The organism is Dyella sp. 01L423, from assembly GCF_056399945.1.
The window spans coordinates 522,157-544,493 of record NZ_JBFTSI010000002.1; the positions used below are offsets into that span (position 1 = coordinate 522,157).

General features: G+C 62.7%; 18 protein-coding genes. 8 read left to right on the forward strand and 10 right to left on the reverse strand.

Annotated elements, in window-relative coordinates; all coding sequences use genetic code 11:
* The first annotated feature begins 111 nt into the window (after positions 1-111).
* Entirely contained in the window at positions 112-1,359 is a 1,248-nt protein-coding gene (locus AC1DMY_RS09050; RefSeq protein WP_477164614.1) for an OprO/OprP family phosphate-selective porin, read from the forward strand.
* Between the two features lie 157 nt (positions 1,360-1,516).
* Here AC1DMY_RS09050 and AC1DMY_RS09055 read toward each other — a convergent pair whose 3' ends face one another.
* From AC1DMY_RS09055 to AC1DMY_RS09075, 5 genes are all read right to left on the reverse strand, one after another.
* Entirely contained in the window at positions 1,517-2,950 is a 1,434-nt protein-coding gene (locus tag AC1DMY_RS09055; RefSeq protein ID WP_477164615.1) for an amidohydrolase family protein, read from the reverse strand.
* 54 nt (positions 2,951-3,004) lie between these two features.
* Entirely contained in the window at positions 3,005-4,297 is a 1,293-nt protein-coding gene (locus AC1DMY_RS09060) for a thiolase family protein (protein ID WP_477164616.1), read from the reverse strand.
* 30 nt (positions 4,298-4,327) lie between these two features.
* Positions 4,328-4,816, reverse strand: coding sequence for a peptide-methionine (R)-S-oxide reductase MsrB (msrB, locus tag AC1DMY_RS09065; protein ID WP_477164617.1), 489 nt, complete (start codon positions 4,814-4,816; stop codon positions 4,328-4,330).
* Positions 4,817-4,898: 82 nt separating this feature from the next.
* Positions 4,899-5,273, reverse strand: coding sequence for a TraR/DksA family transcriptional regulator (locus AC1DMY_RS09070; RefSeq protein WP_046970814.1), 375 nt, complete (start codon positions 5,271-5,273; stop codon positions 4,899-4,901).
* A 101-nt stretch (positions 5,274-5,374) separates the two neighbouring features.
* On the reverse strand, positions 5,375-7,813 hold the full coding sequence (locus tag AC1DMY_RS09075) for a TonB-dependent receptor plug domain-containing protein (RefSeq protein WP_477164618.1): 2,439 nt from the start codon (positions 7,811-7,813) through the stop codon (positions 5,375-5,377).
* A gap of 378 nt (positions 7,814-8,191) precedes the next feature.
* Here AC1DMY_RS09075 and fusA point away from each other — a divergent pair, with 378 nt between their 5' ends.
* From fusA to AC1DMY_RS09095, 4 genes are all read left to right on the forward strand, one after another.
* On the forward strand, positions 8,192-10,321 hold the full coding sequence (fusA, locus tag AC1DMY_RS09080; protein ID WP_477164619.1) for an elongation factor G: 2,130 nt from the start codon (positions 8,192-8,194) through the stop codon (positions 10,319-10,321).
* Between the two features lie 228 nt (positions 10,322-10,549).
* Complete coding sequence (locus tag AC1DMY_RS09085; RefSeq protein WP_477164620.1) at positions 10,550-11,446, forward strand: glyoxalase; 897 nt, start codon at positions 10,550-10,552, stop codon at positions 11,444-11,446.
* Positions 11,447-11,625: 179 nt separating this feature from the next.
* On the forward strand, positions 11,626-12,165 hold the full coding sequence (locus tag AC1DMY_RS09090) for a Dps family protein (RefSeq protein WP_477164621.1): 540 nt from the start codon (positions 11,626-11,628) through the stop codon (positions 12,163-12,165).
* A 135-nt stretch (positions 12,166-12,300) separates the two neighbouring features.
* Positions 12,301-12,501: a hypothetical protein gene (locus AC1DMY_RS09095; protein ID WP_477164622.1), complete on the forward strand. Its 201-nt coding sequence runs from the start codon at positions 12,301-12,303 to the stop codon at positions 12,499-12,501.
* Positions 12,502-12,543: 42 nt separating this feature from the next.
* Here the strand turns inward: AC1DMY_RS09095 and AC1DMY_RS09100 are convergent, their stop codons facing one another.
* Together AC1DMY_RS09100 and AC1DMY_RS09105 are read right to left on the reverse strand one after the other, a co-directional pair.
* Positions 12,544-13,464: a patatin-like phospholipase family protein gene (locus AC1DMY_RS09100; protein ID WP_477164623.1), complete on the reverse strand. Its 921-nt coding sequence runs from the start codon at positions 13,462-13,464 to the stop codon at positions 12,544-12,546.
* Positions 13,465-13,574: 110 nt separating this feature from the next.
* A complete protein-coding gene (locus AC1DMY_RS09105; protein ID WP_477164624.1) occupies positions 13,575-14,258 on the reverse strand; it encodes an aspartyl/asparaginyl beta-hydroxylase domain-containing protein in 684 nt (227 codons plus the stop codon).
* A 259-nt stretch (positions 14,259-14,517) separates the two neighbouring features.
* On the opposite strand from AC1DMY_RS09105, the gene AC1DMY_RS09110 reads away from it, so the two are divergent.
* Positions 14,518-14,775, forward strand: coding sequence for a hypothetical protein (locus AC1DMY_RS09110; RefSeq protein WP_477164625.1), 258 nt, complete (start codon positions 14,518-14,520; stop codon positions 14,773-14,775).
* Between the two features lie 66 nt (positions 14,776-14,841).
* Here the strand turns inward: AC1DMY_RS09110 and AC1DMY_RS09115 are convergent, their stop codons facing one another.
* Complete coding sequence (locus tag AC1DMY_RS09115; protein WP_477164626.1) at positions 14,842-16,173, reverse strand: thioredoxin family protein; 1,332 nt, start codon at positions 16,171-16,173, stop codon at positions 14,842-14,844.
* A 453-nt stretch (positions 16,174-16,626) separates the two neighbouring features.
* On the opposite strand from AC1DMY_RS09115, the gene AC1DMY_RS09120 reads away from it, so the two are divergent.
* A complete protein-coding gene (locus AC1DMY_RS09120; RefSeq protein WP_477164627.1) occupies positions 16,627-18,480 on the forward strand; it encodes a hypothetical protein in 1,854 nt (617 codons plus the stop codon).
* Between the two features lie 100 nt (positions 18,481-18,580).
* On the opposite strand, the gene ahpF is transcribed toward AC1DMY_RS09120, so the two are convergent.
* Both ahpF and ahpC read right to left on the reverse strand, forming a co-directional pair.
* Complete coding sequence (ahpF, locus tag AC1DMY_RS09125) at positions 18,581-20,170, reverse strand: alkyl hydroperoxide reductase subunit F (protein WP_477164628.1); 1,590 nt, start codon at positions 20,168-20,170, stop codon at positions 18,581-18,583.
* A 154-nt stretch (positions 20,171-20,324) separates the two neighbouring features.
* Positions 20,325-20,888 (reverse strand): alkyl hydroperoxide reductase subunit C, encoded by a 564-nt coding sequence (gene ahpC / locus AC1DMY_RS09130; RefSeq protein WP_441602279.1) that lies wholly within the window; start codon positions 20,886-20,888, stop codon positions 20,325-20,327.
* 535 nt (positions 20,889-21,423) lie between these two features.
* Between ahpC and AC1DMY_RS09135 the strand changes: the two genes are divergently transcribed.
* Positions 21,424-22,203, forward strand: coding sequence for a ferredoxin--NADP reductase (locus tag AC1DMY_RS09135; RefSeq protein WP_441602447.1), 780 nt, complete (start codon positions 21,424-21,426; stop codon positions 22,201-22,203).
* Positions 22,204-22,337: the final 134 nt, after the last annotated feature.

Genomic DNA, 22,337 nt, shown 5'->3' on the forward strand with positions numbered 1-22,337 from the left:
AGCCAAGGGGGCGATGGGGAGTCGCCCACGTCATGTGCATATGCACAAAAGTCATTTCTCGCCATGCCGGCGATTGGACAGCATGCTTTGCACTCGTTGGGAGGCGAGACCATGCATAACACCGACCCTGCACGCACTGTCGTCGCTTTTCGTCGCGCGCTGACGCTGACGCTGGCGCTGGCGCTGGCATGCGCGTGGCCGGTGTTTTGTCTGGCGGACAACTATGACGTGTACAGCAATTGGCCCACGCATGAGAGTGCATCGGACGGCACGGACTTCGGCCTGGCCGTGCTCTATCAATACGACGTCAACCAGTTTTCCAATGATGCCGGCAAGTTCGAAGACGCCAGCACCAATCGGCGTCGCTATTTCGGTTTCTATCTGCGCAAGCCGGGTGTGTACGACGCTATCGTGCAGTACGATTTTCAGGCCAAGCAGTGGGTCGATACGTTCGTGCGCTTTCGCAGCGGTGGCGTGATCGGAGAGGACATCGGCAACTTCCGCTTTGGTTATTCGAAAACGCCGGTGGGTTTCGAGGGCGTAACCAGTTCATCGGCCACCACCTTCGTGGAAACCGCGTTGCCCACGCAGGCCGTGTGGGAAGGTCGTCGCGCAGGTCTGGACTGGGCGTGGGTGAGGCCGCATTTCATCCTCAATGTCGGCGATTATTTCTGGCGCAAGGATCTGGACGGCAACAACCCGGGGCGCACCTGGGCTGCGCGCGCGGCGTGGATACCGCTCAACAAGCCGGGTCATGTGTTGCATCTGGGTGTGTCCGCGTCACGCGAAAAACTCGACTGGGCCGAGGAGGGTTCGGTGCCGCCTTCGGCTCGCCTGCGTGCGCGGCCGGAAGATGGCCTGTCGCCGGTGCGGTTGGTCGATACGGGGAATCTGCCCTATAGCAAAAGTGTCGATCGCCAGGGCTTGGAGGCACTGTGGATCCAGGGGCCGTGGTCGCTGCAGGGCGAGTATCTGCAGGCGCAGGCGGATCGCACCAACGGAAAGCCCGATGTCGACGTGAACGGTTTCTATGTGTTCACCACCTGGACGCTCACCGGTGAGTCACGCTTCTACAGCGATGGCAACGTAGCCGATCGACGCTACAACGGCCGCGACCTGCAGGCCGTGCGGCCCACACATGCCTGGGGTGCCGTGGAGCTGGCGGTGCGCTACAGCGAGCTGGATCTCAACGACGGTGCCATCACGGGCGGCAAGGAACACGACTGGACGGCTGGCGCGAACTGGTACGTCGGCGAGCACCTGAAGTTTCAGGCTAACTATGTGTGGGCCTTCAGTGACAGGGGAAGGCTGCAGGTGAATCCGCGGATTTTTGAGATGCGGGCGCAGGTTTATTTCTGATGGCTGTTCAAGACCTCTTTGCCATCGCTCCCCTCACCGTCATTCCCGCGAAAGCGGGAATCCAGCGCCTTTAATTCGCTGCGAGAAGGCACTGGATTCCCGCTTTCGCGGGAATGACGGTGAGGGACGCTGGTGCCGATGGCGCGGCCTCAATATCTCAATGCAAGCCCACGCTGTCGCGCGTCGCGTCAAAAATCCTCTGCGTGTCGTACCCCACGCCATTCTTGAACACCAACGGCATGTGCTCGATATCGGCCACGTGCTTGGCCGGGTCGCCATCGATCACCACCAGATCAGCGCGCTTGCCCACGGCGAGCGTGCCGACATCGGCATCGCGGCCCAGATATTTGGCGCCATTGGAGGTGGCGACTTTCACCGCTTGCTCAACACCGAAGCCCGCTTCCACCAGCAGTTCCACTTCGCGCTTTGCCGAATATCCCGGTACCACGCCGCCGTAGCCGGTGGGGTCGGTGCCGGCGAGCAGCAAGCCACCGGCGTCGGCGTATTGCTTTTCCATGCGGGCGAGCTTGAGGTAGGTCTCCGGTGCCATGTGCCCCTTCGTGGTCTGCACCCGGTTCCAGACTTTCTCGTACTGGGCACGCACTTCCGGCAGCATCAAGTCGAGCGCACCCTGCGGTGCCTTGGGTCGGTTCGGTACAAAGGTTTCGAATACCGTGAGCGTGGAGGTAAGCGCCACGTGGTGGTTGATCATGTCGCGCATCAGCAGCTTCACGTCGGCCGACTTCGGATCGACGGCGGCCAGCGAGTCGTTGACGCCCGGGCTCTTCGGACACTGATCAGGCTGCTTGTCCTTGACGAAATCGCTGGCGACGAAGAAGCCGTGCTCCAGGTTGTCGATGCCCATGTCCACCGCTTCGCGGTAGGTCACCGAACACAAATGCGCCGTCACCTTGGCCTTGCGCTCGTGTGCCGTATCGATCACCCGCTTCAGTTCATCGCGGCTGATCTGCATATAGGCCTTGTACGAGGTGACGCCTTCGTCGGACCAGTAGTTGACCGTGCGTTCGGCGTCGTCCGGACCGCTCAGCACATGCACCGCGGGAATCGGCAGGCCCGGGCCGTTGAGATAGGGGCCGGTCACGTCCATGTCGGGGCCGATCACCGTGCCCTTGGCAATGGCGTCGCGCACGTTGATGTCGGCATACGGCATCATCGAGCCGGCCGTGCGCATGGTGGTGGTGCCGCCGGCGAGATAGAGGCGGGGAAAGCTGTAGCTCATCTCGTTGTATTCGGCGCCGCCGGCCGGATAGAACATATGCTCGTGCACCATCACGAAGCCGGGCATCAGCGTCTTGCCCTTCGCGTCGATCACCTTGGCATCCACGGGCAGCTTCACCTTGCTGCTCTTGCCCAGGGCCACGATGCGGCCGTGGTCGATCACCAGGGTCTGGTCGCGCGCGGCTTTAGCGCCGGTGCCATCGATCACCGTGGCGTGGGTGAAGGCGATCAGTGGTTGATCGTAGGCGACAAAGTCTTTGTCGCTCGCTGGCTTGGTGTCGGCGGCCGATGCGCTGGCTGCGCATAGCAAGCCGGCGATGGCGGCGGTGAAAAGCGAACGCTGCAATGCCATGATGCTCCCCCTGTCAAAAGTGGGAGCATCGTAGCAAGCGGCGTCGCCGATCGCTTAGCCTGCTTCGAGCAGGGCCACCGTTCCCTGACCACCATCGGCGCAGATGCTGACAATGGCCAGCGTGCCCGCAGGTTGCGCCGCGAGCTCCTTCACCGCCTGGCTGAGGATGCGTGCACCCGTGGCGCCAAAGGGATGACCGATGGCCAGGCTGCCGCCGTTCGGATTCACGCGATCGCGCGGGAACGGGCCGAAGTCGCGCTCCACGCCTGCCTTGCGCGCGAGAAACTCGCGGCTTTCCAGGGCAGCCATGTGGAACAGCACCTGCGCCGCAAAGGCTTCGTGGATTTCCCACAAGGCCACATCGTCATAACGCAGGTTGTGGCGAGCCAGCAGCTTGGGTATCGCGAACGCCGGTGCCATCAGCAGGCCTTCCACACGGAAGTCGACCGCGGCGATCTCCCAGTCGACCAGCTTCACGCGTGGCACGTGGGACGGTAGGCGATCGAGGCCTTTCTCGCTCGATACCCACAAGCCGGCAGCGCCGTCTGTGAGTGGCGATGAATTGCCCGCGGTCAACGTGCCTTCTCCGGTTGTGCGGTCGAATGCTGGCGGGAGCTTGGCCAGCTTCTCCAGCGTGCTGTCCGCGCGCGGAATGCTGTCGCGGCGGAAGTCGCCCACCGGTATCACCAGATCATCGAAGAAACCGCTGTTCCAGCCCGCCACGGTGCGTTGGTGACTGCCGAGCGCCCAGGCATCTTCATCCTCGCGGCGCATATGCCAGTCTTTGGCGGTGATCTCGGTGTGCTCGCCCATGCTCAGGCCCGAGGTGCGATTGACGATGCCCGGGATATACAAGCGAACGTCGCCCGGCTTCAGCGTGAGCGCGTGCGAGACCTTCTCGCCGACCGAGCGCGCCTTCTGGAACTGGCGGATCCAATCGGAAAGGCTTTGCGGCAGACCCAGCTGGATGCGGCTGAGACTATCCACGCCGCCGACCAGGGCCAGCTGCAGACTGTCGTCGTCGAGCATGCCGGCCGCTTCGATCATGCCGATCATGCTGGTGGAGCACGCCATGATGGTGGAGAACGCCGGGATGGTGGCGGGCGCGCCAGCGTCCATCAGCACTTCGCGCGCGATATTGCTCCAGGTGAGGTTGGGCACGACCGCGCCCCACGCCGCGAAATCCGGCCGCTTGCCCTCGGGCAGGCTGGCCAGCATGTGCTGCACCACCGGTACCGACAGTGCGATGGCATCGTGCGAGGCCAGCGCGCCATCCACTTTGGAGAAGGGTGTGCGTACACCAGAGGCAAGCCAGACGGGTCGGCTATAACGCGACTTCAGAGGCATGGACGTGTCCTGAGGGCAAGGATGAAGGAATCAGCTGGCGAACAGGTTCCACACCGCGCCTTCGGGGGCGCCGCGTCCCAGCTTGTCCGGCAGCGGATCGGTGTCGGCGACGAACTCCAGCGACACCGAATTGATGCAGTAGCGCTGGTGCGTCGGCGGCGGACCGTCGTCGAACACATGGCCCTGGTGACTGCCGCAGCGGGCGCAGCGGATCTCGGTGCGCACCATGCCGTAGCTGCTGTCGCGCACATAGGCCAGATGCGTCTCGTCGAACGGCGTGGTGAAGCTCGGCCAGCCGGTGCGGCTGTCGAACTTGTTGCCGGCCAGGAATAGCGGCAGGCCGCACAGCCGGCAGCCGTAGACGCCCGCGCGCTTTTCACTCAGCAGCACGCCACAGAACGGCGACTCGGTGCCGTGATCCAGCAGCACCTTGCGCTCTTCCGCGGTCAGCTTGGCCGCCAGTGCATCGAACTGAAGCGGAGTGGGAGGGGACAGGTCGAAAGTGGGGCGACTGCTCACAGCGTGTTCTCCTCGATGAACCCACGGGCAGCGTGTGCCCGAACGCCCTGAAGATCGGGGCGAACGCGGCGGGCTCAAGGGGTCAGCGGCGCTCGCGGGCCTGCTCTTCCTGCACGGTGAGCACGGATTCCGGGGCTGCTTCCAGCCGGGCCTTGGGGATGGGGTCCCCGCTCTCGTCGGAGTAGCCGTAGGTGCCGTCGTCGATCTTCTGCAGGGCGCGCTCGATGTTGTTCACGCGTTGCTCGTCCACGTCGTGGGTGGCCTGGCGAACTTCTTCCTGGGCCAGGTCCTGCGCGGAATCCTCGAACTCCTCGGCCTCGTCGCCGTGCTCCTCAGTGAAGGCGCGCTTGCGTGCATTGACGTCCAATTCACCGCCCAGCACCTGCTTACGCAACGCCTCCAGGCGCTTGCGCTGCTGTGCGATGAACTCGGGGGTGAGGTGCTGTTCGGCGGCCATGGGTGCGACTCCGTCGGAGAGGATTATCCGGTAGCTATCGCACAGGTTTTGTTCGTACGCGGTGAAGGCACCGGCCCGTGGATCGGGCCGGCGCGCAGCAGTCACCAGCGGTAGGCCACCTTGCCGTAGACATAGGCGCCATTGAAGCCAAATGGCGAAAACACCGAGTACGGCATGGTGCCGCTGTTGTCGTTGGCGTGAATGACCCGGTCGGGGTAGGTGTTGAGCACGTTGTCGCCGCCGACAGTGAACGTCCAGCGGTCGAGGTTGTAGTTCACGGCGAGGTCGAGAATCCACTTGGCACCGAACGTCTGGTCCAGCGTGGCCGTGGTGGAGTTGTAGGAGACGAAGCTGCCATAGCGCGTCAGCGTGCCGTTGAAGCTCCAGCGGCTGAGGTTGTAGACCTCGTTGAGGATCAGCTTGCTGCGCGGCGTGGTATCGGCCAGCAGGCCGTACTGGTCGCGCCGGTCGATACGCTTGAGGTTCACCCCGAGCTGGTTGAGGATCGCCGGGTTGGCCTTGATGTCGGTGACCTTGTTCTTGTTGTAGTTGTAGCTGACCGTGCTCTGCAGCGAACCGGCGTCACCGAAATCGCCGAGGTAGCTAGCCACCAGGTCCACGCCGCGGGTGCGGGTGTCCACCGCATTGGTGAAGTAGGCGATGCCGCTGTAGTTGGTGTTGGTGACGCCATTGGCCGCGAGATACGACTGCACCGCCGGCGAGGTGGTGGCGAGGTTGCTGGACAACGTGATGCGGTTGTCGATGTTGATCTGATAGATGTCCACGCTCAGGTTGAGCGCATCGAGCGGATTCCACACCGCGCCGAAGGTGTAGTTGTGCGACTTCTCCGGTTCCAGCGGCTGCGCGCCCAGCAGCGTGCCGACCTGGCTGTTCACGGGTACCAGGCCGGTGTTGTAGATGCCTGGCGGCAGCTGCAGCGAGTTGCCCGCGCCGTAGTACAGCGACGAGGTATACGAATAGTGCTGCTGCGCCAGCGACGGCGCGCGGAAGCCGGTGGACACGCTGCCGCGCAAGGCGAAGCGATTGGTGAAGTCGAAGCGTCCCGCCAGCGCACCGGAGGTGGTGTTGCCGAAGTCGCTGTAATCCTCGTGGCGCAGGGACAGCGATGCGCCGAAACGATCGGTGAGATTCGACTCCAGGCTGACGTACTCGGCGACGTCGTGGCGGCTGTAGGAGCCGGCATCGGTCGGTTGGTAGCCGCCGAAACCCTGCGCACCGCCGGATACGCCCGACGTGCCGGTGTACCAAGAGGTCAGGTCGCCGGCATCGATCTGGTAGGTCTGGCGCAGGTATTCCGCACCGAACGCCAGCGTGACCGGATTGGGCAGCCAGCTGGTGGAGAATTCCTTGGCGATGTCCACGTCGAACGACTGCTGAGACGAGTTTAGGATGCCGTCGTGGAACTCGGTGGGGCTATAGCCGAAGTCATGCAGGAAGGCACGGTTCACGCTGTTCTCGGTGGCATACGACACACGGTTGCCGCCGTAGTTGCCGCTCACGTCCCAACGCCAGCCGCCTTCGGTCTTGCCGCGAACGCCGATCACCAGCGAGCGATCGGTGGAATCGGCGTGTTCCAGCGGCAGATAGCCGTTGGGATAGAGCGACGGCACCGAGTTGCTGTTGGCCAGGTTGCGGAAGAACGCGGGCGAGGTGGTGTTGCGCTCGCTGTAGTGGCCAAAGGCGTACAGCTGCACGTTCGGCGTGAGGTCGAACTGCGAGTTCAGGAACAGGTTGTGGTCTTGCACCGCCGGGTCGCCGTAGCGCTGCGTGGTGCCTTCAGCCGGGCGCGTGCGGTTGGGCTCGGCGCGATTGGTGTAATCCTGGTTGCCGTCCTGCAGCGTGAAGCGTATCCATCCCTTGTCGCTGAGGGGGATGCCAAAGTTGGCGGAGCCTTGCCATTGGCGGCCATCACCGGCGGAATACTGGCCGCCAGTAACATCCACTTCGCCACCTGCCGCGCCTTTCTTCAATACGATGTTGATCACGCCTGCGATGGCATCAGAGCCGTACTGCGCGGATGCGCCGTCGCGCAGCACTTCGATGTGATCCACTGCGCCAATCGGAATGGTGTTGAGATCCACCGCCTGCGAACCGCGCCCGAGCACCCCGTTGGTGAGCAGGATGGCGCCCGGATGCCAGCGCTTGCCATCCACCAGCACCAGCACTTGGTCCGGCGAAAGGCCGCGCAACTGCGCCGGGCGCTGCGAGTCGGCGGTATCGGCAGCCGAGGGGCGCGGGAAGGTCAGCGATGGAATGATACGCGCCAGCGCGGTGGTCAGTTCGGTGGTGCCGGTCTGCTTGAGCGTTTGCGCCGAGACGACGTCGATGGGCGTGAGCGAGCTGCTCTCGGTGCGGTTGTCGGCGCGCGTGCCAGTGACGATGACGGTACCGAGCTTCTTCGCGCTTTCGGTGGATGGCGATGGAGTGGCGTCCTGCGCGGAGGCCTGCGAAAGGATGGAAAGCAGTGCAACGGCGAGGACGCTAGGCGCGGCCTTGAGGCCGGCGAAATTCTTATGCATGCGACGTAATTCCCCAGAAAAAGACATGGTGATGCGGTGCAACAATCGCAGGCTAACGGCGAAGGTTTGCGCGAGTCAACAGCGGTATAGACGTCCAAACATGTCCAATGACATTTGCTGATTTGCTTATGCACTGGCGTCATGAGCATGCCTGTGCCAGGCCGTCCTGACGGCATGGCGGACTGGGGTGCTGGCGCGGCTTTAAGACGGGTTTTCACGTAGCCTTGCGTGAGGGATTTCGCAAGTGGCTGATTCCATGGGTTTTCACGCAACGTTGATGCTTGGCTGAACGACCCTATATCGGGCGGAGCGCTGGGCACCTGTCGTTACGGGTGGCGTGCCTGGTCGGAATGCACCTTTTCATCAAGGCAGGACCCCATGGCACGCAAGAAGTCGCTTGAGCTGTATCGCAACATCGGCATCATCGCGCACATCGATGCCGGCAAGACCACCACGACCGAGCGCATCCTGTATTACACCGGCAAGAAGCACCAGATCGTCGACGTGCACGACACGAAGGATGGCAAGGGTTCGACCACCACCGACTATCTGGAGCAGGAACGCAAGCGCGGTATCACCATCCAGTCGGCGGCGGTGTCCACCGAGTGGAAGGGGCACCAGATCAATTTGATCGATACGCCCGGCCACGTCGATTTCACCATCGAGGTGAACCGCAGCCTGCGCGTGCTCGACGGCGCGGTGGTGGTGTTCGACGGCGTGGCCGGCGTGGAGCCGCAGACCGAAACCAACTGGCGCCTGGCCGACCAGTACAACGTGCCGCGGCTGTGCTACGTCAACAAGATGGATCGCACCGGCGCGAGCTTCGAGCACTGCGTGAAGGGCATTCGCGAGCGTCTTGGTGCGAGCGTGCTGCTGTGCCAGGTGCCGCTGGGCAGTCACGACGAATTCGTCGGCATGGCCGACCTGGTCGCTGGCGTGGCGTATCTGTGGAAGGGCGACGACAAGGACAGCCCGTGGGATACCGTGCCGCTCAACGAAGTGGCCAGCCGCGTGAAGTTCAGCACGGCGGCGGATCAGGCTTGGGTGGACAACCTGGAAAAACTGCGCCACGAGACGCTGGAGTACGCGTTGGCGATGGACGACGCCGCGTTCGATCGCCTGATCGAAACCGGCGAATTCGATCCGGAGATGTTGAAGCAGTGCATCCGCAAGGGCTGCGTGTCCGGCAAGCTGGTGCCGGTGTTCTGCGGCTCTTCGTATCGCAACAAGGGCGTGCAGCAGCTGTTGGATGCGGTGATCGACTATATGCCGTACCCCGGCGAGAACGGCGGCATCGCGCTGGTGGACGAGGACGGCCACGTCACCGGCGAGCAGGGCGTCATCGATGATGCGCCGGCGCGTGCGCTCGCCTTCAAGGTGATCAACGACCAATTCGGCACGCTCACGTTCTGCCGCGTGTATTCGGGCGTGATCAAGAAGGGCGACACTTTGCAGAACGTCACCCGCGGCAAAAAGGAACGCATCGGTCGCATCGTCGAGGTGCAGGCCAACGCGACCAAGGAAATCGACGAGGTGCGCGCCGGCGATATCTGCGCGTTCGTGTCATTGAAGGAAACCGAGACCGGCGATTCCTTGTCCGATCCGGCGCATCCGGCGCTGCTGGAGCGCATGCGCTTCCCCGATCCGGTGATCAGCGTGTCGGTGGAACCCAAGACCCGCAACGACATCGACAAGATGTCCGCGGCGCTCTACAAGATGGTGAAGGCGGACCCGTCGCTCCGCCTGGAGATGGACAAGGAGACCGGCCAGACCGTGCTCAAGGGCATGGGCGAGCTGCACCTGGAGGTGACCATCGACCGCATGCGTACCGAGCTGGGCGTGGACGCCAACATGGGCAAGCCCAAGGTGAGCTTCCGCGAGGCGTTTGGTCGCACGGTGGAACATACCTATACGCACAAGAAGCAGTCGGGTGGTTCAGGCCAGTTCGCCGAAGTCACCATCATCTTCGAGCCGCAGGAGTCGGGCAGTGGCGTGGTGTTCTCCGATGAAATCGTCGGCGGCCGCGTGCCGCGCGAGTACATCCCCGCGGTGGAACACGCCATCAAAGTGGAGTCGCGCGAGGGACAGATCGCCGGCTACGAGGTGGTGGATTTCAAGGCGCGCCTGATCGACGGCAAGTTCCATGATGTCGATTCCTCGGCGCTGGCCTTCGAAATCGCCTCGCGGCAGTGCTTCCGCGAAGCGCAAAAGCTGAGCAAGCCCAAGCTGCTGGAGCCGGTGATGCGGCTGGAGGTGGTGACCGAGGCCGACTATCTCGGCGATGTCATCGGCGACATCAACCGTCGTCGTGGCACCGTGAGCGACCAGGGACAGAAGGGTGCGCAGGCCTTCGTGCAGGGCTTTGTGCCGCTGGCGGAGATGTTTGGCTACATCAACTTCCTCCGCTCGGCTACGCGCGGCCGCGGTACGTTCACGATGGAGTTCGACCACTACGAGGAAGTGCCCGCCAACCTGGTGGACACTTTGATGGAAAAAGAGTCGAAGTAAGCGTCTTGCTGGTCACGCCGTGCAGCGCCTTGCGCACACGGCGTGACTGGTGGGTCCATGTAGTGTTCGTTTTCATCGCCTATCGCTTTTGGGGCGCCTCTGATGCGAAGCGATCTGGCGTGTTGAACGCCGTCCCCTGGTTTTCTGCTGGTCGCGTGGTATGAGTTAGGCGAGCAGGCGATGCTGGCCCCGGCAACTCGCAGCGCTCTATGCCCAAGGACGCTCCCCATGCGTATCGGATCAAGCATTTTTGCCCTGGTTTTTGGCTTCATTGCCGCGTTCTCGCAGCCCCTGGCCGCCGGAGAAGCGGCGGCGCCCATGGTGGCCGTGGGTTCGCAATACGACACCACCCATGTCTACGTGGCGCCGGCCGATGTGAACGCGTTTGTCGACAGTTTTCTCGCCACGTTCGGTGGCAAGAGCAGCAAGCAGGGCGTGGCCACCGTCACGCCGACACCCAGCAGCACCAGCACGCAGCTGCTGCAGACGCCGGTGGGCACGGTGTCGCTGTTCGGCTTCCGCACACCGATTCCGTACCCGTTCGGCGCCGAGCGCACCGGCTACCTGGTGGCCGATATCGACGTGGCGGTCAAGGCTGCACGGGCGGCCGGCGCGGACGTGATCGTGCAGGTCTTTCCCGATGCCATCGGCCGCGATGCGGTGATCCAGTGGCCCGGCGGCGTGAACATGCAGTTGTACTGGCACACCACGCCGCCGAACTACGCGCCGTTGCAGACGGTTCCGGAAAATCGCGTGTATGTGTCGCCGGATCGCGTCGATGCCTTCGTCAAGAGCTTCGTGACGTTCTCGCACGGCAAGGTCGTTTCGGATGAGGCCAGGGCGCCTGGTGCGGAGATCGGCCGTGCGGGCGACACGTACCGCCGCGTCCGCATCGAATCCACCTTCGGCAAGATGGTGGTGTTGGTCACCGACGGTCACTTGCCCTATCCCTACGGGCACGAGACGACCGGTTACGAAGTGAGCAGGCTGTCCGACACCCTGGCCAAGGCCAGGGCTCACGGCGCGAAAGTCCTGGTCGAGCCGTTCACCAGCGAAGGCCGCGAGTCGGCTTTGGTGGCATTCCCGGGTGGCTACGTGGCCGAGATCCACGCTGCCAGTCATTGATGCGATCAGTCGAGCAGGATGGTGCCATGGCGGTGCCGGCCTTCGGCAGCATGTGGTGCTTCGCCGCGCCGGCAGCGACATCGAAATGACATTTGCCGGTCCATACTCTAAGAGATGCCCTGATCTATGCCGTATGCATGGATCAGGGCATCCCAAGAGCCAACAGCGGAGTAACCTCAATGAGCAAGACTAGCAAGGCCAAGGGCGACACCGCGGCCGCCAAGACCCGTCAGAAGGCAGCGCTCAATACGCCTTCGGCACTGGGCGAGAAGGCGACGCGCGACATCTCCGGCGAACTCAATGCACTGCTGGCCGACGTCCTGGCCCTGTACCTGAAGACCAAGAACTTCCACTGGCACATGTCCGGGCCGTATTTCCGCGACTACCACCTGTTGCTGGACGAACAGTCGGACCAGATCTACGCCACCGTGGACCCCATTGCCGAGCGCGTGCGCAAGCTGGGCGGCACCACGCTGCGTTCGCTGGGCCATGCCAAGCGGCTGGCCCGCCTGTCCGACAACGACGCCGACTTCGTGACGCCGGACGACATGCTGGCCGAGCTTCGCGAGGACAATCAGCGCCTCGCCGGCTATATGCGCGCCACGCATGAGTTGTGCGACGAGTACAAGGACGTGGCCACGGCCAGCCTGCTGGAAAACTGGATCGACGAGGCCGAGCGCCGCGTGTGGTTCTTGTTCGAAACCAGTCGCCACGCCTGATCGATCTGACTCCCGTGGCTGGCGAGGCATCGCTGGTCACGGGCATCGCTCGGGCAGGCTGCGCCGGTGTTTTGCAGTTCGGCGCCAGTCGGGTTGCCGATGCGTTGCGGCGCCTGTGCCGGGGAGGAACGCACCATGCCACGTCGAGAAAAGAGTTCTACCGATCAAGCCAGCGATCCTCGCCGCCATCGGTCCGATCGCGATGCCAAGCGTCTCGCGCGCAGCGATGCCGAATCGCATAGCCAGGCTCTGCAGGATGAAGCGCTGGAAGAGACGTTTCCCGCCAGCGATCCGGTGTCGCCGTTCATCCCGGCCCGTCCGCACAAGCACCACTGACGACGACGCCTTCGTGATCGCGTGCTGCCGTAAGCGGCGCAGCTATCGAAGCAAGCCGGTACTCAATGCTCGCAGCGAGTCCTGCGTCCCCAGATCGTAGGCCTCGCGCACCGTCGTCTTCGGCGTGCAGTCCCAGGTTGAGACGGGAATGCGTTGGCTGGGCTGCCAATAAGTCCGCCCCTGCCAGCTGAACATCGGCGGCAGTTTCGGATAGTGGCGGGTGAGCATCACCAGCGTGTTCGATCGCTCCGCTTCCGATTGGCGTGGAATCGGGGCGTTATCCGTGTAGCCGCCATCGATCGCCATCCCGCCCCCGACCGCACGCGCGGACATGATGGGTGGCGCCGACGCAGCGGCAATAAGCAGAGCCTGCGCCGTGTCGATGTCGGAGCAATCGTTTAGCACCATGAAGTCCTGACGAAGCCCCAGCACTCTGGGAAGTCGAGGATGGATGCTGTTCCACAGGTATTTGTCGACGAGATAGGCCAGTGTTCCTGCGGCCACGGATCCCCTCGTTCCCAGGAACCGCGCCGGCCGAGTGAGGGCAACGACTAGGCGTGAGGAGGAATGCCGTAACGTGTCGAAAGTCGATTCATTCAAGAATGCATCGACCCATGCGGGATACACCTGCTGGTGGGCAAATTTCAGCTTGAGTTTCGGCAGCGCGGACCAGTCGAAAATCCTGGGATTGCCGGCGTAGAGCTTCAGGCAGGTTTGCAGCGCCGTGTCAGCGCCTTGCGCGAGAAACGAGGCGGCTACGGCTGCGCCAGCACTGGTGCCGACCAGTTGCGCGGGCAGCCGCATGCCGCGCTCCATCAAATGCCGCAGCGCGCCCGACTGCCACCAGCATCGATTGCCACCGCCCGCGAGGACCAGGGTGCCCATCCTGCTGAAGTCGACTTCACGAATTTCGTCCACTTTGCCGAGCATACGCCCACCGTCCCAGGTAAGGTCTTGTTCCATGTGCGCATGGCGTAACCTTCCATGGGGGCGAAGCGCCCAGCCACAATGCCGGGATGGTGCACTGAGCCAGGCCAGGCGGCGAAGGTAGCCCCTGGCGCTGCCATGCAAGCTCAGGAAAAGCCCCGCCAGCGCACCACCATGCCGACGCTCTTGGTTACGGCGCTCGACAGCAGGCGCAGGTCCAGCGGCATGTCTGTCCGGCGCACATCCAGTAGCAACGCCACCCGCGTGTGCTCGCTGCGGTTCCACACCTCGTGCGGATAAGTGTCGTCCCACAGCAAGTGCTCGCCATTGCCCAGGCGATGCTCATCCCCGGCCAGCCACAGCACGGCGCTGGGACGGCCGTCGAGGCCGAGCGGCGCCTCGAGGTTTAGCTGATAACGCAGGATGCCCCGGAAAGGCCCGGTATGCCGCGGAATGTGCTTATGCGGCGCCAGGAAGGACAGCGTGGCTGACAACACATCAGGGCAACTGGCCAGCAGCTGTGTCAGCAACGGGCAGTGCGCCTGATTGGACGGGATGTCCTGCCCGTACACCTTGAGCAGAAACATGCGCCAGTCGCGCCCGTCGTTCGCTGAGATGTCCGCCTGCGTGGGCATGATCTCGTGGAAGCGGGGAATGGGCTGGGCGCTGTCGAGTATCGCCATCGCCTCGCCACGAACGACTTCCCATGCATCGCGGAAGCGATATCCATCGGGAAAGTAGGTATCGATATCCAGCACGGGCGGCGTGTTGATGCGAGCGTCATAGAGACGGCGGATGGCCCGCGATGACAGCTCATAGAGCGAATCCATCTTCTGCTTTTCCTTCTTCTTCTGCGCGGTGGGCTCACTCGCCCCGGCATCGCCTGGCCGCGTCCTCGGGCAGCCCGCGATTGCACGGTAGCGACAGGAATCTCCTTGTCACGTGAACGCACGAGGGCCGCTCGCGTCGACAACCGCAAGCAGCGACCGCAGATGAAAAAAGGCTGCTTTCCCCCTGTTTTTCCGTAAGATTTTTCTTGTATTTTACGTGACGTCACGTAAAATACGCGCAAAAAAAGGAGGAGGTGCCATGGTTGACCCCCGGGATCCGGGCACGCTTGCGTTGCCCTTGGCGTTCAAGCGGCCACGCGGGCGTCCGCGCAAGCCCAATGCGCTGACGGCGGCGGAGCGCGCGCGTCGCTATCGAGCGAGAAAGAAAACCCTGTCGATGCACGCCGTATCGCTGGTGGTGCATCACGAAGTGCTACGCGAGCGTGACCTGGCGTTGTCGCAGGTCCGTCAGCTGCGCGCTGAGCTGGAGCATTTGCTGCAACAGCTGCGCGAGTAACAGCGCGTTCCTTACGCGCTGATCAGCACACCGCGTCCATCGCCCGGACGCGGTGTGCTTGCGCGTTTACGCTTTGAGCGCAGCCTTCAGTGCGTCGGCCTGCGGCTTGAACCAGGGGCCATTGGTTTCCAGTACTTCGGCGGCCACTTTGTTTGCCTCGTCGTCGCGATGCAGTGCCTTCAACGCCTTCACGCGCTGCAAGGCCACGGCGAGGCGGTTGGCGCCGTATGCCTTGTCGGCGGCCTGCGCGAGATACGGCAATGCCTCTGCCGGCTTGCCGGTTTCCACCAGGTTGCGGCCATAGCGATAGGCATAGACATAGTCGTCGGGGTAGGCGGCGATCAGCTGGTGCTGGTAGTCATCCAGTTCGGCGCTGCGCTTGGCACGCAACAGGTAGATGCGCAGGTTGTCGGCCAGGTTGCGGTCGCTGGCGAGGTGGTTGCCCAGGCGCTGTCGTGTCTGGGTGATGGCGCGATCGAGTATGGCTGCTGCTGCGTCATGCTCGCCGAGTACCTCATCGAGCTGCGCACTGGTGAGCACAGCGCTGCGCTGGTCTGCGCACAGCGGCTTGGCAATGAGTACCTGCGTATTGACGTACTGGTCGAGCGGCTTGCGCTGCGCGGCGAGCAGTGACTTGCGTTCGGTGGCTGGGAGTTTGTCGGTGGCATCGAGCAGATTCTCCAGCACGTAGGGGCGCTGGCAGCCGATATCCTGAGCGAGCACCTTCTGCGCGTTGGCTATGACGGCAGCATTGTCGTCAGCGGCCAAGGCCTTGGCCAGCGCGAGCTGATCGAGTGCCAGGCCAACCCCGTGGTTCGCGCGTGCAATCTGCTGCTGGCTCGCCGGCAGGCTGGCGAACCAGTTCAATCCGTCGCCGCCTTCGGTGCGCGCCTGATAAGCCTCCAGCACGTTGGCGATATCGCCCGGCGCGCCCTTGCTGGCCTTTTGCTTGAGCCCTTCCAGCGTATCGCCGGTGGCGAGGATGGCGTTGATCTTCGGATAGAACGATGCACGCGGTTGTTCCGCCGAGATGCGACCCAGTTCGTTGCCATGCTCATCGAGCACCACGTAGCTGGGCAGGAAGGACGCGTGGAGTTTCTTCATCCAGGCCTGGCCGTCTGGCGAATCGGCATCGGCCTCGACCACGATCGCCTTGCGCTGTACCGCATCCCATTCGGGGCCGCTCAACACGTGGCTCGCCATGTAGTAGCAGGAGTAGCACCACACGGCCTGAAAATCGACCAGCACCGGACGATGCTGCTCAGCCGAGGCTTTCAATGCTTGGTCGATAGTCAGTGGTGTCCTGGCTTCTGCGGCGTGCAGGCTGGCGGCTGGCAGGACGACCCATAGCGCGGCGGCAAGCAGTGGGATCTTCGAGAGATGGAGAGCGTTGGGCATGGCGGCGTGTCTCGGGTTCGCGAATGAGAGATGAGGGTGGGGGGAGGCGGTCTTGCGGACCGCATTCCTCCCGACGCAGGCCCGCGTCGAAGCCTGGCGCAGCGCCGCCACGCTGCCTTCTGGCAGCAGTGAAGAAGGGTGTGGGCCTATGAAAACCCGAGCTTCGAACGATTAAAAGACTCCGACAGATGAGCATTTCTCATGTCGGCATCACGTCAGGTTATAAGCCGCGCCTGGACTGACTTGCGCGGTGTGATCGCTCGAAAAACGCCTTGGCTGCGCCAAGGTGAAATTCGGCAAGTCACCCGGGTACTGAGTCAACTTGCCTCATGCCGCACGGGGAATCCTCTGAAGTCGTCTGCGTGGTTTTTTGCGAATGTGCGTGCGGAGACGCAGGGATCCGCACGTCATCGTTCCGCCCCATCACACCGTCGTCGATTCGAGGAGTTCGTTATGGCAAGTGGTAAGGCAGTTGCTGTGATTCTCACCAAGAAGCTCTGGGACTACTCGCCAGCAGCAGATGCCCATGGATACACCGTGCTGAGCGACACCGTTCGGTATGCCTTTGGCGTTGCGCCGGCCGGAGTCCACTTTGGCGATATCGCCGGGGCCGATGGCTTCGTTGATGCATCGAAGTTGATCGGTGGTGTTCGCTGGGTCAGCGGAGCCCAGGGCACTGCCTTCGAACTGCCGCCGGGAGCGTATCGCCTTTACGAATTCGCCATCGTGCGCACCGTCGATGGCGAATTGAAGTTCGCCAAGCGCGGCGGCTGGGATTACACCGCCGAGATCAACGGCGCGCCGATCAAATCCACCGACGATGACGGTGGCATCGAATTCCAAGTCCGTGACGCCGACCCGCGTGTCGCCCTGTGCCTGATCAACAAATCCGTTTCCGTTCGCCTGAAAAAGACGGCCGATGGCAGCCTGAAGCCGGGCGTGTTGTTCTTCGGCACCAGTTCCTATTTGGGCCTGGCGCCGTTTCCGCGGCCATGGAACGATTCGGCGGTTATTCGCGTGGGGCTGACCGACGCGCTTGGTGAGGTCCACCTGGACGGCTTCGTTTCCGGCAACAACGTGTTCATCCACGAAGTGATTCCAAAGGCCGACTATGAAGCAGGTGTGCGCGCCACGCAGATGGATGTGTACCGCCTCGACGGCAGCCTGTGGTACAGCGCGCCATTCCCTGATGTGCACCAGGTCGATGCCGACGAGCGTGAACGCCTCTTGAGCGATCCGGGATGCAGCGATGCTGCGCGGACGCTGATGGCGGCCAATCTGCAGGTGGGCGACTATCTCTGCTCGAACCAGAACTACTTCTTTGAGCGGCATGGCACCTTGCAGGTCAAGGTAAGCAATACCGGCGGCAAGCCACCCAAGATCGAGCTGTCCAAGAAAATCTGGGCTGGCGTGCCGGGATCGGATGCCAATGGTTATTCGGCGCCCGATGGCACCGTGCAATATGCTTTCGGCGTGGTCAAGGAGGGCACCGCGTTTGCCCAGATCGCCGGTCCCGATGGCTATGTCGACGAAGCCAAGCTCGTCGGCGGTATTCGTTGGGTGATCGGTGGCGAGGTCACGCGCTTCGCACTACCGCCGGGTCGGTATGAATTGTTTGAATTCGTGATCTGGCGTCATGGCGACGGCACCAGCCTGAAGTTTGGCCGGCGCAATGGATGGGACTTCGCCATGGAGGTCGATGGCGTCAGGGTGACAACGCACGACGACGATGGCGCCATTCGCTTCGAGGTCAAGGACGCCGATGTCCGCATGACCATCATGGGCATCAACAAGTCGCTGTGCGTGGCCATCGAGGCCACCAGCAACGGCAAGCCGAAGCCTGGCGCGCTGTTCTTTGGCACCAGTTCGTATCTGGGACTAGCGGCCGATGCCCAGAATGGGAACGCTGGTGCGGTCGTTCGCCTTGGCGTGACCGATGCGCAAGGATGCATGCGTCTGGATGGCTTCTTGAGCGGCAACAACGTCTTCATCCACGAGGTCATCTCCAAGGCGGAATACGCTGCCGGGATGCGTGGTGGCCGCATGGATGTCTACGGTCTCAATGGCAGCCTCACGCTCAGTGCGGAGCTGGCCGATATCCATGCGGTGACGGAACAGGAGCGTGGGCAATTGCTGCGCGATCCCAAGTTCACTCCCGCCGCACTTCGTTTGATCGATCAACATCTGCAAGTTGGCGACTATCTCTGCACGACGCAGAACTACTTTGCCGAGCGCCAGGGTGTGATGAAGGCCAAGATCAGTCACGGACGCGCGTTCAAGATAGATCCTATCGTGGCGAAGATGTAGTACCGACGCGAACGCCATGCTTTGCGCATGGCGTTCGTCGATTCCAAACATGATCCCGCGCGTCGCCGAGGACGCGCGGGCTTTGCCATGTGTCACCGCATCAAGCGACGGCGGCTTCCTTGACAGTCTCTTCCACCGGCAGGCGGATCAGGTAGTCGAAGGCGCTCAGTGAGGCCTTGGAGCCTTCGCCCATGGCGATGACGATCTGCTTGTACGGCACCGTGGTGACGTCGCCGGCAGCGAACACGCCGGGTACCGAGGTTTCGCCGCGGGCGTCCACTTCGATTTCGTTGCGCGGCGACAGTGCGATGGTGCCCTTGAGCCAGTCGGTGTTGGGCAACAGGCCGATCTGTACGAACACGCCTTCGAGGGCAACCGAGTGATGCTCGCCACTGTTGCGGTCGGTGTAGTTGAGTCCGGTCACTTTCTGGCCGTCGCCCACCACTTCGGTGGTCTGCGCGCTGACGATGATGTCGACGTTCGGCAGGCTGCGCAGCTTGCGCTGCAGCACTTCGTCCGCGCGCAGCTTGCTGTCGAATTCGAGCAGGGTGACGTGACCGACGATGCCGGCCAGGTCAATCGCCGCTTCCACGCCCGAGTTGCCGCCGCCGATCACCGCCACGCGCTTGCCCTTGAACAGCGGGCCATCGCAGTGCGGGCAATAGGTGACGCCCTTGTTGCGGTAATCCTGCTCGCCCGGCACGTTCATGTTGCGCCAGCGGGCGCCGGTGGAAAGAATCACTGTCTTGGCCTTGAGCAAGGCGCCGTTGGCAAGCCGCACCTGATGCAAGCCGCCTTCGGTGGTGGCCGGGATCAGCTGCTCGGCGCGCTGCAGGTTCATCACGTCCACGTCGTATTCGTGCACGTGCTGTTCCAGCGAGGCCGCCAGCTTCGGGCCTTCGGTATACGGCACCGAGATGAAGTTCTCGATCGCCATGGTGTCCAGCACCTGGCCGCCGAAGCGTTCGGCGGCGACGCCGGTGCGGATGCCCTTGCGGGCCGCGTAGATGGCTGCAGCAGCGCCGGCGGGACCGCCGCCGACCACCAGTACGTCGAACGGCGCCTTGTTGCTCAGGCGTTCGGCAGTGCGTGCATGGGCATTGGTATCCAGGCGCGCGGCGATCTGCTCGATCTCCATGCGGCCGGTGTCGAAGAATTCACCGTTGAGGTAGACGGTGGGGACGGCCATCACCTGGCGCTCGTTCACTTCGTCCTGGAACAGCGCGCCGTCAATCGCCACATGGGAGATGTTGGGATTGAGCACGCTCATCAGGTTCAGTGCCTGCACGGTGTCAGGGCAGCTGTGGCAGGAGAGCGACATGAAGGTTTCGAAGCGGTATTGACCATCGAGGTTGCGCACCTGTTCGATGACTTCCTGCGAGGCCTTGGACGGATGGCCGCCGACCTGCAGCAGGGCGAGCACCAGCGAGGTGAACTCGTGGCCCATCGGGATGCCGGCGAAGCGCACGCCCACGTCGGTGCCGGTGCGGTTGATCGCGAACGACGGCTTGCGCGCGTCGCTGCCGTCGAGGCGCAGCGTGATCTTGGTCGACAGCGGGGCGATGTCTTCCAGCAGTGCCTTGAGCTCCTGCGAGGACTCACCCTGGTCGAGCGATGCCACCAGCTCGATCGGATGAACGAGGTTCTCGAGGTAGGCCTGCAGCTGGGACTTCAGATCGGCATCCAACATGGTGACTCCATCCTTTATTCGGGGTGAGCGCCGCTACCACCGCGGTCGTTGCCGGGCGTTGCGTGCGTCTTGGAACTTGGGAAAAAGGACCCGGCGGGGTGCCGGGTCCAAGGCGGCCCGATGCAGCGGGCCGCAAGATAGGACTTCGTTGTACTTAGATCTTGCCAACCAGGCTCAGCGACGGCTTCAGCGTCTTGTCGCCTTCCTGCCACTTGGCCGGGCACACTTCACCCGGATGGGCGGCGACGTACTGCGCGGCCTTGACCTTGCGCAGCAGCTCGGAGGCCGAGCGGCCGATGCCGTTGTCGTGGATTTCGCACAGCTTGATCTGGCCTTCCGGGTTGATCAGGAAGGTGCCGCGCAGGGCGAGGCCTTCTTCTTCGATCATCACGTCGAAGTTGCGGGTGATCGCGCCGGTCGGATCGCCGATCATGGTGTACTGCACCTTCTTGATCGCGTCGGACGTGTCGTGCCATGCCTTGTGGGCGAAGTGGGTGTCGGTCGAAACCGCATAGATGTCGACGCCCAGCTTCTGGAACTGATCATTGTGATCGGCCAGATCTTCCAGCTCCGTCGGGCAGACGAAGGTGAAGTCGGCGGGATAGAACACCACCACGGACCACTTGCCCTTCAGCGTGGCATCGGTCACTTCGACAAACTGGCCATTCTTATAGGCCTGTGCCTTGAACGGCTTGATTTCGGTATTGATCAACGACATCGGTTGTTTTCCGTTGGTTGTGGTGGGATGAGCTGCAAGGTTACGGGGTTTGACACCATAGGTCTAATTGATTGTTGGCATCATGGTCATTGAGCTTGACTATGAGACTGCGGCCTGGGTGCTCATTCTGGCCTGCCTTCGAGCCGGCGAACCGGTCTGAGGTGGTGGCATGCCTGGCCGTTGCAAGGCCGGCGTGGCGATTCGTCGTCCGTGACGATGCGCAACTCAAATCCTGGCGAACAACGTAATCGGCAAGAGCATCCATGGCGGGCACATCAAACAAGCGTGCGCGGTCGCGAAAACGACGCGGCCGGTAGCAGGCGTCTTGTGATTGTCTTGTGATTATTCGTCGATACGTGCCGATGTTTTTCATGAAATTGACGAGTACGAAAAAGCATCACTAAGCAGGATTGACTTCCACTGTCAGAAACTTGTACCAAGACACTGACGGTCCAGCGATTCGACAGCCAGATCCGTCTCGCGTGTCGAATCGTCTGGTCGCGTGCATGCATCTATTCACTTGGCAACGGTGGCTGTGATGGTGGCATTGGCGACGGAGTATGTGATCGAAGTTCATCACTGGAACGACAGCCTTTTCAGTTTTCGCACGACGCGAGACCCGGGCTTTCGATTCGATAGCGGTCACTTCGTGATGCTTGGCCTGGAAGTGGAAGGCAAGCCGTTGCTGCGGGCGTATTCCATCGCCAGTGCGAACTACGAGGAACATCTGGAATTCGTCAGCATCAAGGTGTCCGATGGGCCGCTCACTTCGCGGCTCCAGCACCTCAAGCCGGGCGATCCCATCATGGTGAGCCGCAAGCCCACCGGTACGCTGGTGCTGAACGATTTGAAGCCCGGCAAGCATCTGTACCTGCTGGGCACAGGCACGGGCCTGGCGCCTTTCCTCAGCATCGTGCGCGACCCGGAAACCTATGAGCGCTTCGATCGGGTCGTGCTGGCGCACGGCGTGCGCCGCATCAGCGACCTGGTATTCGCCCAGTATCTGGAGCAGGAGCTGCCGTCGCATACGTATCTGGGCGATCTGGTGCGCGAAAAGCTGGTCTATTACCCCAGTGTCACGCGTGAACCGTTTCGCCATCGCGGGCGTCTCACCGATGCCATCGTGGATGAACGCATGAGCGATTTTGCGGGCCTGCCGCCACTGAATCCGGTCACCGACCGGGTGATGCTGTGCGGCAGTCAGGCGATGCTGGATGACACCAGCGCGTTGTTGGATGGTCGCGGTTTCCAGGCTTCGCCGCGTACGCGTGAGCCAGGCGATTACGTGATCGAGCGTGCCTTCGTCGAAAGGTGAATGCAGGCGGGCAGGAGGCAAGATGGCGAGGTCGGCGACCCAGCGCATGGCGTTCGGAATCGCGGCATCGCTCCGTGGATAGTTGATGCGGTGTTGTTGTCGGAAGTAGCCACGGTAGGCATAGGTACTGAAAC

Excerpts from the sequence above, each read along its gene's own strand:
- AC1DMY_RS09085 (WP_477164620.1), top strand. The coding sequence starts at position 10,550 with ATGCGTATCGGATCAAGCATTTTTGCCCTGGTTTTTGGCTTCATTGCC.
- AC1DMY_RS09075 (WP_477164618.1), bottom strand. The coding sequence starts at position 7,813 with ATGCATAAGAATTTCGCCGGCCTCAAGGCCGCGCCTAGCGTCCTCGCC.
- AC1DMY_RS09115 (WP_477164626.1), bottom strand. The coding sequence starts at position 16,173 with ATGCCCAACGCTCTCCATCTCTCGAAGATCCCACTGCTTGCCGCCGCG.
- AC1DMY_RS09120 (WP_477164627.1), top strand. The coding sequence starts at position 16,627 with ATGGCAAGTGGTAAGGCAGTTGCTGTGATTCTCACCAAGAAGCTCTGG.
- AC1DMY_RS09050 (WP_477164614.1), top strand. The coding sequence starts at position 112 with ATGCATAACACCGACCCTGCACGCACTGTCGTCGCTTTTCGTCGCGCG.
- AC1DMY_RS09095 (WP_477164622.1), top strand. The coding sequence starts at position 12,301 with ATGCCACGTCGAGAAAAGAGTTCTACCGATCAAGCCAGCGATCCTCGC.
- AC1DMY_RS09090 (WP_477164621.1), top strand. The coding sequence starts at position 11,626 with ATGAGCAAGACTAGCAAGGCCAAGGGCGACACCGCGGCCGCCAAGACC.
- AC1DMY_RS09110 (WP_477164625.1), top strand. The coding sequence starts at position 14,518 with ATGGTTGACCCCCGGGATCCGGGCACGCTTGCGTTGCCCTTGGCGTTC.
- fusA (WP_477164619.1), top strand. The coding sequence starts at position 8,192 with ATGGCACGCAAGAAGTCGCTTGAGCTGTATCGCAACATCGGCATCATC.
- AC1DMY_RS09105 (WP_477164624.1), bottom strand. The coding sequence starts at position 14,258 with ATGGATTCGCTCTATGAGCTGTCATCGCGGGCCATCCGCCGTCTCTAT.
- AC1DMY_RS09070 (WP_046970814.1), bottom strand. The coding sequence starts at position 5,273 with ATGGCCGCCGAACAGCACCTCACCCCCGAGTTCATCGCACAGCAGCGC.
- ahpC (WP_441602279.1), bottom strand. The coding sequence starts at position 20,888 with ATGTCGTTGATCAATACCGAAATCAAGCCGTTCAAGGCACAGGCCTAT.
- AC1DMY_RS09100 (WP_477164623.1), bottom strand. The coding sequence starts at position 13,464 with ATGGAACAAGACCTTACCTGGGACGGTGGGCGTATGCTCGGCAAAGTG.
- AC1DMY_RS09060 (WP_477164616.1), bottom strand. The coding sequence starts at position 4,297 with ATGCCTCTGAAGTCGCGTTATAGCCGACCCGTCTGGCTTGCCTCTGGT.
- AC1DMY_RS09055 (WP_477164615.1), bottom strand. The coding sequence starts at position 2,950 with ATGGCATTGCAGCGTTCGCTTTTCACCGCCGCCATCGCCGGCTTGCTA.
- ahpF (WP_477164628.1), bottom strand. The coding sequence starts at position 20,170 with ATGTTGGATGCCGATCTGAAGTCCCAGCTGCAGGCCTACCTCGAGAAC.